This is a genomic window from Acinetobacter sp. V2 (assembly GCF_001188385.1).
GTDB lineage: Bacteria > Pseudomonadota > Gammaproteobacteria > Pseudomonadales > Moraxellaceae > Acinetobacter > Acinetobacter oleivorans.
On sequence record NZ_JZFB01000003.1, the window covers coordinates 48070 to 55971 of the forward strand.

The 7902-nt window shown below is 37.0% G+C and carries 6 protein-coding genes; 3 read left to right on the forward strand and 3 right to left on the reverse strand.

Annotated elements, in window-relative coordinates; genetic code table 11:
• From UC75_RS21275 to UC75_RS11195, 3 genes are all read left to right on the forward strand, one after another.
• On the forward strand, positions 1–636 hold a 636-nt coding region (locus tag UC75_RS21275), incomplete at its 5' end, for a type I restriction-modification enzyme R subunit C-terminal domain-containing protein (protein ID WP_322842895.1).
• Positions 637–690: 54 nt separating this feature from the next.
• On the forward strand, positions 691–2166 hold the full coding sequence (locus UC75_RS11190; protein WP_049837638.1) for a type I restriction-modification system subunit M: 1476 nt from the start codon (positions 691–693) through the stop codon (positions 2164–2166).
• A 15-nt stretch (positions 2167–2181) separates the two neighbouring features.
• Positions 2182–4626 (forward strand): restriction endonuclease subunit S, encoded by a 2445-nt coding sequence (locus UC75_RS11195; RefSeq protein ID WP_049837639.1) that lies wholly within the window; start codon positions 2182–2184, stop codon positions 4624–4626.
• 100 nt (positions 4627–4726) lie between these two features.
• Here UC75_RS11195 and UC75_RS11200 read toward each other — a convergent pair whose 3' ends face one another.
• The 3 genes from UC75_RS11200 to UC75_RS21280 all read right to left on the reverse strand — a co-directional run.
• Positions 4727–5011: a hypothetical protein gene (locus UC75_RS11200; RefSeq protein WP_004794079.1), complete on the reverse strand. Its 285-nt coding sequence runs from the start codon at positions 5009–5011 to the stop codon at positions 4727–4729.
• 646 nt (positions 5012–5657) lie between these two features.
• On the reverse strand, positions 5658–7004 hold the full coding sequence (locus tag UC75_RS11205; protein ID WP_049837640.1) for an OprD family outer membrane porin: 1347 nt from the start codon (positions 7002–7004) through the stop codon (positions 5658–5660).
• Between the two features lie 78 nt (positions 7005–7082).
• The coding region (locus UC75_RS21280; protein WP_228137293.1) for an MFS transporter at positions 7083–7902 on the reverse strand (820 nt) is incomplete at its 5' end.

Sequence of the window (7902 nt, forward strand, 5' to 3'; positions counted from 1 at the left end):
TCTGATGACGACTCAACAATAGGCGGTACTTCTGGTGGTGATGATACTGGTGGGGGTGGTGGAGAATTACCAAGAAAATTTTATGTAAATGATGTCTCAGTTAACGTGATTGGGGAACGAGTTCAGTTCTATGATAATGATGGGAAATTAGTTACTGAGTCTTTGAAAGATTATACACGGCAACATATTTTAAAGGATTATGAATCACTAGATGCATTTTTAAGAAAATGGAAAGGTGCTGATAAGAAGTCACTTATTATTGATGAGTTCAAAAAGCAAGGCGTAATTTTTGAAGCCTTAGAGGATGAGGTAGGTAAAGATTTTGATCCTTTTGATATGATTTGCCACGTTGCTTTTGACCAACCTGCGTTAACTAAAAAAGAACGTGCTAACAATGTTCGTAAACGTAATTATTTCACGAAATATAATGATCAAGCTCGTCAGGTATTAGATGCATTATTAGATAAATATGCAGATCAGGGGATTGAGCCTATTGAAGATGTAAAGATTTTACAAATTCCTCCATTTAATCAAATGGGATCAATCATTGAAATTATTCAGTCATTTGGATCGGTTGAAGCGTATACAAATGCTTTAAAAGAATTAGGAGATCATTTATATGATGATGCATCTTAATTGCCTGATTGGTACAATTGCCGCCAAATTTTTAAAATCTAATGCAGTTGTAATATGAGCATTTCAGGAACAATTAAATCCATTCAAGATACCATGCGTGAAGACGTAGGCGTTGATGGTGATGTACAACGTCTTGGACAGTTGGTGTGGATGTTGTTCCTTAAAGTTGTTGATGACCGAGAAAATGAACTGGCAACTTTGGCTTTATTGGAAGGGCAAACTTTTAAATCTCCGATTCCTGAAAAATTTCGTTGGCGTAATTGGGCTGCTAATGATGAGGGGATGACAGGGGATGAACTTAAAGATTTTATTGATAATGAATTATTTCCAGCATTACAAAATTTAGCTGTTGAAAATGATGACCCACGCGCTCGTGTAGTACAAAATGTATTTTCTGATGCATATAACTATATGAAATCTGGCGGCTTAATTCGTAAAATCATTAACCAAATACAGAAAGGGTTCGATTTTAATAAATCTAAAGAGCGTCATGCCTTTGGTGATATTTACGAACAGTTATTACGTGATTTGCAAGCAGCGAAGAATTCAGGGGAGTTTTATACTCCACGTGCAGTCACCACTTTTATGGCGCAGATCGTTGATCCCCAATTAGGTGAGTCTGTACTTGATCCTGCATGTGGTACAGGTGGATTCCTTACTTCTGCAATTGAACATAAACGTGAAAATTATGTTCAAACTGCTGAAGATGAAAAGATATTACAAAATAGTATTTACGGAATAGAAAAGAAGCCTTTGCCGCATTTGCTATGTACAACCAATATGATTTTGCATGGTATTGATGTACCTGTACAAATCCGTAGAGATAATACTCTCTCTTATTCTCTAAACTATTGGGATAAAAATAAGCGTGTAGATGTAGTTCTGACTAATCCTCCATTTGGTGGTACGGAAGAACAAGGCATTGAAAAGAATTTTCCTTCAAAATTTCAGACTCGTGAAACTGCCGATTTATTTATGGTGCTGATCATTCAGCTTTTAAAAGCTCATGGTCGTGCAGCGGTGGTATTGCCTGATGGTTTTATGTTTGGTGAAGGCATTAAAACAGCTATTAAAGAAAAATTAATGGAAGATTGTAATCTACATACGATTGTCCGTTTACCTAAGTCTGTATTCGCACCTTATACCCCCATTAGTACCAATATTTTGTTCTTTACTAAGGGTAAGAAAACAGAACATGTATGGTTCTATGAGCATCAATTACCACAGGGTGTAAAAGCCTATAACAAAACCAAGCCTTTACAACTAAAAGAGTTCGATACTCTAAAATCATGGTGGGGGAAAGAAAGTGATGGATTTGCTAGTCGTGTAGCAAATGAACAAGCATGGAAAGTATCTCTTCAAGATATTATTGATCGGGGCTATAACCTTGATATTAAAAATCCACATCAGGTTGAAGAGGATGTAAAAGACCCTAAAGAACTTTTAGCTAAATATACGAATCTTGAAGCTGAGGTTGCTAAAATTCGCCAGCAATTAAAAGCAATTTTAGATGAAGCTTTAGGTCAGTAATTCAGGATGAGTAAAATGGCAGATGTTAAAAAACTTATTACTGAGCATTTAGATATTTGGTTAACAGCAGAAACGGCGAAAAAGTCTGGACGTGGGCGTAGTTCAAGTTCTAGTAATTCAATTTATGGAGTACAGAAGTTACGTGAGTTGATTATCGACTTAGCAATACAAGGTAAGCTTTTACCATTAAAAATTAATAATGAATGTATTTTTAAGCTTCAAAAAAAAATTGATGAAGAAATTGTATTATTAATAAAATCTGGTGATATATCGGAAAAACAAATTATTCATACTATAGAGACTAGTTATCCTTATCAGATTCCAAAATCTTGGAAATGGGATAAATTAGCTAATTTAGCAGTTATAAATGGTGGTTTTGCTTTTAAGAGTATTAATTATTCCGATGAGGGTATTCGTGTCATCCGTATATCTGATTTCGATGAATTAGGTTTGAAATTTAATAATATTGTGCGTCATCAATACTCAGATAATCTAAAGAGCTTTTTAATTCATTCTAATAATATACTAATGGCAATGACTGGTGGGACTGTAGGTAAAACATGTTTTTTGAAATCTATACCAGAGCCTTTAATTGCTAATCAACGTGTGGCAACAATTAAACCTATTAATTGTATAAATGCAGATTATATTAATTTAGTATTGAAAAGTTCTTTAACGCAAAAAGTTATAGAAAAGGCAAAGAACTCAACCAATGATAATATATCAATGGGTAACATTCATAATTTATGGATACCCTTACCTCCACTAGAGCAACAACAACATATCATTGCTAAAGTCAATGAACTGATGCAAATTTGTGATCAGCTTGAAGAGCAACAAAACTTAAGTTCACAAGCGCATGAGCAATTAGTTGATACATTGTTAGGTATTTTGACTAATTCATCTGATGTAGAAGAATTTCAACAAAACTGGCAATATATTTCAAACAACTTTAATTTATTATTTACTACTGAATACAGTATCGAACAACTAAAACAAACAATTTTGCAATTAGCTGTGATGGGCAAATTAGTAAAACAAGATCTAAATGATGACTGCACAAGAGTATTACTTGAGCAGATTGCTGAAGAGAAATCAAGATTAATAAAGGAGGGGAGAATAAAAAAATCTAAGTCTTTGCCAGAAATAAGTAATGAGGAAAATTTATTTAAATTGCCTAGTAACTGGGAATTAGCCCGTTTAGATACATTAGTATTAGAAAGTGATGCTGGGTGGAGTCCTAGTTGTGAGCCTTTTCCAAGAATTGGGGATAATTGGGGGGTATTAAAAGTTAGTGCTGTTTCATGGGATTCTTTTGACCCTTTGCAAAATAAATCATTGCCTCTTGAATTAGAGCCTAGAGCCGATATTGAAGTACGTGATGGTGACTTTTTGATTTCTAGAGCAAATACAGCAGAATTAGTAGCTAAAAGTGTGATTGCGTATAATCCACCAAAACACTTAATGTTGAGTGATAAAATTGTAAGATTAAAACTGACTAACTTTTGTTCTAAAGATTATATTAATTTATATAATAAAACAAAATTTGCAAGAAGCTATTATGCAAAGGTATCAAGTGGTACAAGTGACTCAATGAGAAATGTTTCACGTCAACAGATATTAAATTTAATAATTTCATTGCCCCCATTTAATGAACAACTGAGAATTGTTGAAAAAGTAAATCAACTCTTTTGTATGATTGAGAAACTACAAATACTTCAAATTAAATTACAAAAAACTAAGCTTGATTTAGCAGAGAGTTTGGTTGCTAATATCTTGAGTGATCCGACTGATGAAAGCAAGTTTGAAATTGCAGATAACATTGTCCTGTTTAAAAAGCCAATTGAATCAGTCAAAGAATCTAAGCAAAAAAATTCTAATCAAATTGATTTATTTGCAAATGATAGTGTTGAAGATGATATAAAACTTCTGTCTCTAGCTGCTGAAATCACGTTTCAATTGCATACAGAGCCTACATTTGGTCATTTAAAACTACAAAAGTTGATTTATCTGTGTCAACAGTTAAAACATATGGATTTAGCTGCTGACTTTAAACAACATGCTGCTGGTCCATATGACCGTAATATAGCAATATACATTGATACTGAATTTAAAAAGCGTCAGTGGTTTAGCTATCATAAAGATGAAACACCAAAGTACAAACAACTTCGAAAATGTGGGGAGCATAAGACAGATTTCGAAAGATTCTTTGCAAAAGAAGCATCAGAACTCAATCTATTATTAGGACTCTTTAGAACGAGCAAATCTGATCATATAGAAATTGTTGCAACACTCTTTGCTTGTTTGTTACGTTTACTTGAGAAAAAGCAATCTGTTACTGAAGAGCAGCTTTTAAAAGAATTTTACGCTTGGTCTGAAGAGAAGAAACGATTTAGTAAAGCTGAAGTATTAACTGGTTATAAGTGGATGCATCAATATTCATTTATACCTCAGGTTTAATTCCCCAAGGCCCCCGTGCCACAACAGAACTTTAATTTTTTGCGCTGATTTAAAGTCATCCACCATTGCGACACAGAGATAAGGGAGCTAAGCCAAATGCTTAGCCCATGTCTTCTTTATCGCACCGCCGCATCACGCTAAAAAAAGTAGGGGCAAAGTCCTGTGGGAGAGCAGGACTTTGCAAACTGACATGTTCTAGACGTTGCATAAGCTTATGCGAATACACTTGTTCAAGCCGTTGGTAAATACAGTCGCAACTGGCTTGGGTGTGCCCACCAGACAGGCAAATTTCTTCAAAATCCTGCTGAGTGTGAATGTCGCAACCAGAAACACCGTAATCGCCTATTAAAAGGCTTAAAGCCAAAATAGGTTTATAAAGTTTCATATTATTCTCGTGATAATTTTCACTAAGTTATTAATAAAAAATAAGCCGCATATATTTAAAGTATTAAAATCATTTAAAAAGGGAATAGTTAACCCGCCTGAAATACAGGAAAATAAAATGATTAAAATTTTAAAATAAAATTATTTATAAATTTAAAATATTTTAGGTGAGAAAAAGCCTAAATTTTAAATAAATAAAATTACGAGAGAGGATAGGGAATTAATATAAAAAAGGTCATGGTCAACTCCTAGAATTTATGGAGCTCTACCACCAAAGATCACCGTCAATTGATTATGGTGGTAGAACGGAAGAGGGTTGACAGACTGGGTATACAAACCAGCACGCGCAAGCGCGTCCCCCTCCCGTCCTACCGCAACGGTAAGGGGGAGGTGCAAGTTGCGCACAAGTCTCATACTCAGGGAGTATTTACCTGATACGCTGTATACTCGGTCTGTCAAAACCGACTGGCAATGTAGGCCAGCGAGACCATAATAATCATAAGTTTTTAACAGGTCAATTCAATTTAAATAAAATATTATAAAAAATTAAAATATAAATTTATATTTTAAATAAACTCAAAAGTTTATCGATTTAAATCGGTGAATTAATAAATATAATAAAGTTAAACTAAACGTTTAGCCTGTGCTTAAAATGTATAACGGTAATTAATAAATACACGGTGCTGGTCCCAATCTTTACGTGTCATTCCATTTATTTTTTCACCTAAGTTTGCATTTTCAAACTTTGACTCATAATGCAAAAATGTATAACGCACATCTAAGTTTTTCACCCACGGCAAGGCATAACTCACCGTAAAGTCAAAGTAACGCTCTTTACCCTCAATATCACTGCTGATGTTACTTTGGTGCGCGCCAAAGCCATAAATATACTTCGCTTCGGTTTTTAAACCTTTCACGTAGTCTTTCCAGTTATATTTCAGGCGAAGGGCAACGGCAGTTTCATCGTTATTGGTAAAGTCAGGGCCAATGGTCGCAGAGGTCGGAAATGGGTTGGTGCCGTGGTCTTGCGTTAAAACCGAGTTGCGGTCGGAGTGCACTGCAAAGTTATCTTCAATCCAAAAACCATCAAACTTTGAAACGGCAATGCCGCCTTCGAGATTATTCTTGGCCACATTTACATCGACAAAATAACCATTGCCACGGTTGTTAATGTCTTGGCCTTTGACACAGTCCAGCTCGGTTTCGGCACCACATTTAAACAGCTTGCCATCATCACGCGAGAAAAAAGCCCCTGTGTTAAATGTCCACACAAGGCCATGCATCGGCAATTTATATTGAGCAATCGCTCCGTACTTTTTTAAATAATCTTTGCTATTTAAATACTCAGCATTCAAGCTCCAGTTTTTGTACTGATATTTGGCGCCGAGTAAACCGACATAATCAATTCGCTCGTCATTTTCAGTCACCAGTTTTTCAAATGAGTCCATGCTGCGCGGTTTCCAGCGGTCATAGTAAGCCATGTAAGTTTGTAGCTGATCACTCAGTTGAAACTGACCACTCGCACCCGAAAAAGTATCGGGCACCGCGCGGTTGTTGGTGCTTTTAAGCAAGAGTGAGTCTTGCAACTGACGGCCTAATTTAATTTCGCCTTTGTCGCCGAGTTTTGCTTTGATGTAGAGCTGACCTAAAGTTGCAAAGTTTTGATCAAGCTTGCCGTTATTTTCGACCTCTAAAAGCTGAGCGCTCGGTTTGCCAGAGTCAAATAATTTGGTGACTGCATAGAGTGAGCCATCTACTCCAAGCCAGTCCCACAAGTAAGGTGACTGATAATTTAACTCAAGCCCTAAAGCACTTTGTTCATATTCACTCGACGAAGGCGAAGGGTTGGCAAGCGTGGGGTGGGCAGTGCCTTCATCGTTCCAGTAACGGGTGTTAAGCTTTAATTCTAACTTGCCAAATTCTTGAGGAAGCTCTGCATAAGCGTTGCTCACACTGCCTAGACCAATACAGCCCCATAGCAAATATTTATTCATTTTAAATTCCTTTTTTAAGCATGAATAAGCCCTTTGCCTAACGCTGAGGTTAGGCAAGCTTTTTATGAAATGGATGAATTAAGGAGAGAGTTTTTCGAGCACTTGGCCTTTGGTTTCAATGGCAAACAAGAAGGTCACAAGCCCACCAATGAGCGCCACAACGGCAAGCACACTAAACACATATTGAATGCCATAGCCACCAACCACGAGGCCCACCATAACAGGTCCAATTGCAGAGCCGGCACGTAACCAAGCGGTACTAAACCCAATGCCCATCGCACGTAGGCGAGTTGGGTAAAGTTCGGCAGCGTAAAGGTATAAAGAGAATGAAATGGTTTGCAAAATGGCATAGCTAATCGTTGCGAAAATTACAACTTCCATCGCCGATTTTGCGCCTAAAACCGAGAGGCTCATGAGTGGAATAATCGCCAAGAAAAAGGCTGCACTGTACCAAGGGCGACGACCGACTTTATCAATCATTAACGCACAGATAATAGAGGCAATCACACCCACGCCCGACGTAATCCAGCCATAACCTAAACTGGTTTGAAGTGATAAGCCAAAGTGTTGTTTGTAAAGAGATGGCAGCCAAGTCACCATGGCATTGTTCACCATATACACGCAAAACCACATGCCCCACAGGGTAAAGGTACGTTTGCGGTAAATGCCACGGAACAGCTCGCGCCAGTCGGTTTTTGCCATGCCTTGCGGGTTAATTTCTTTAACCACAGGTTCAGCCAAAGTTTTACCGCTTTTGATGGCACCGTCTTCAAAGCTTTTGACGACTTGATCTGCTTCTTTAAAGCGGCCTTTTGAAGCAAGCCAGCGTGGTGACTCAGGCAAGAAAAACCGTAATGGAATCACCAGTAATGATGGAATTAAGCCCACAATAAACATG

Excerpts from the sequence above, each read along its gene's own strand:
- UC75_RS11205 (WP_049837640.1), bottom strand. The coding sequence starts at position 7,004 with ATGAATAAATATTTGCTATGGGGCTGTATTGGTCTAGGCAGTGTGAGC.
- UC75_RS11195 (WP_049837639.1), top strand. The coding sequence starts at position 2,182 with ATGGCAGATGTTAAAAAACTTATTACTGAGCATTTAGATATTTGGTTA.
- UC75_RS11200 (WP_004794079.1), bottom strand. The coding sequence starts at position 5,011 with ATGAAACTTTATAAACCTATTTTGGCTTTAAGCCTTTTAATAGGCGAT.
- UC75_RS11190 (WP_049837638.1), top strand. The coding sequence starts at position 691 with ATGAGCATTTCAGGAACAATTAAATCCATTCAAGATACCATGCGTGAA.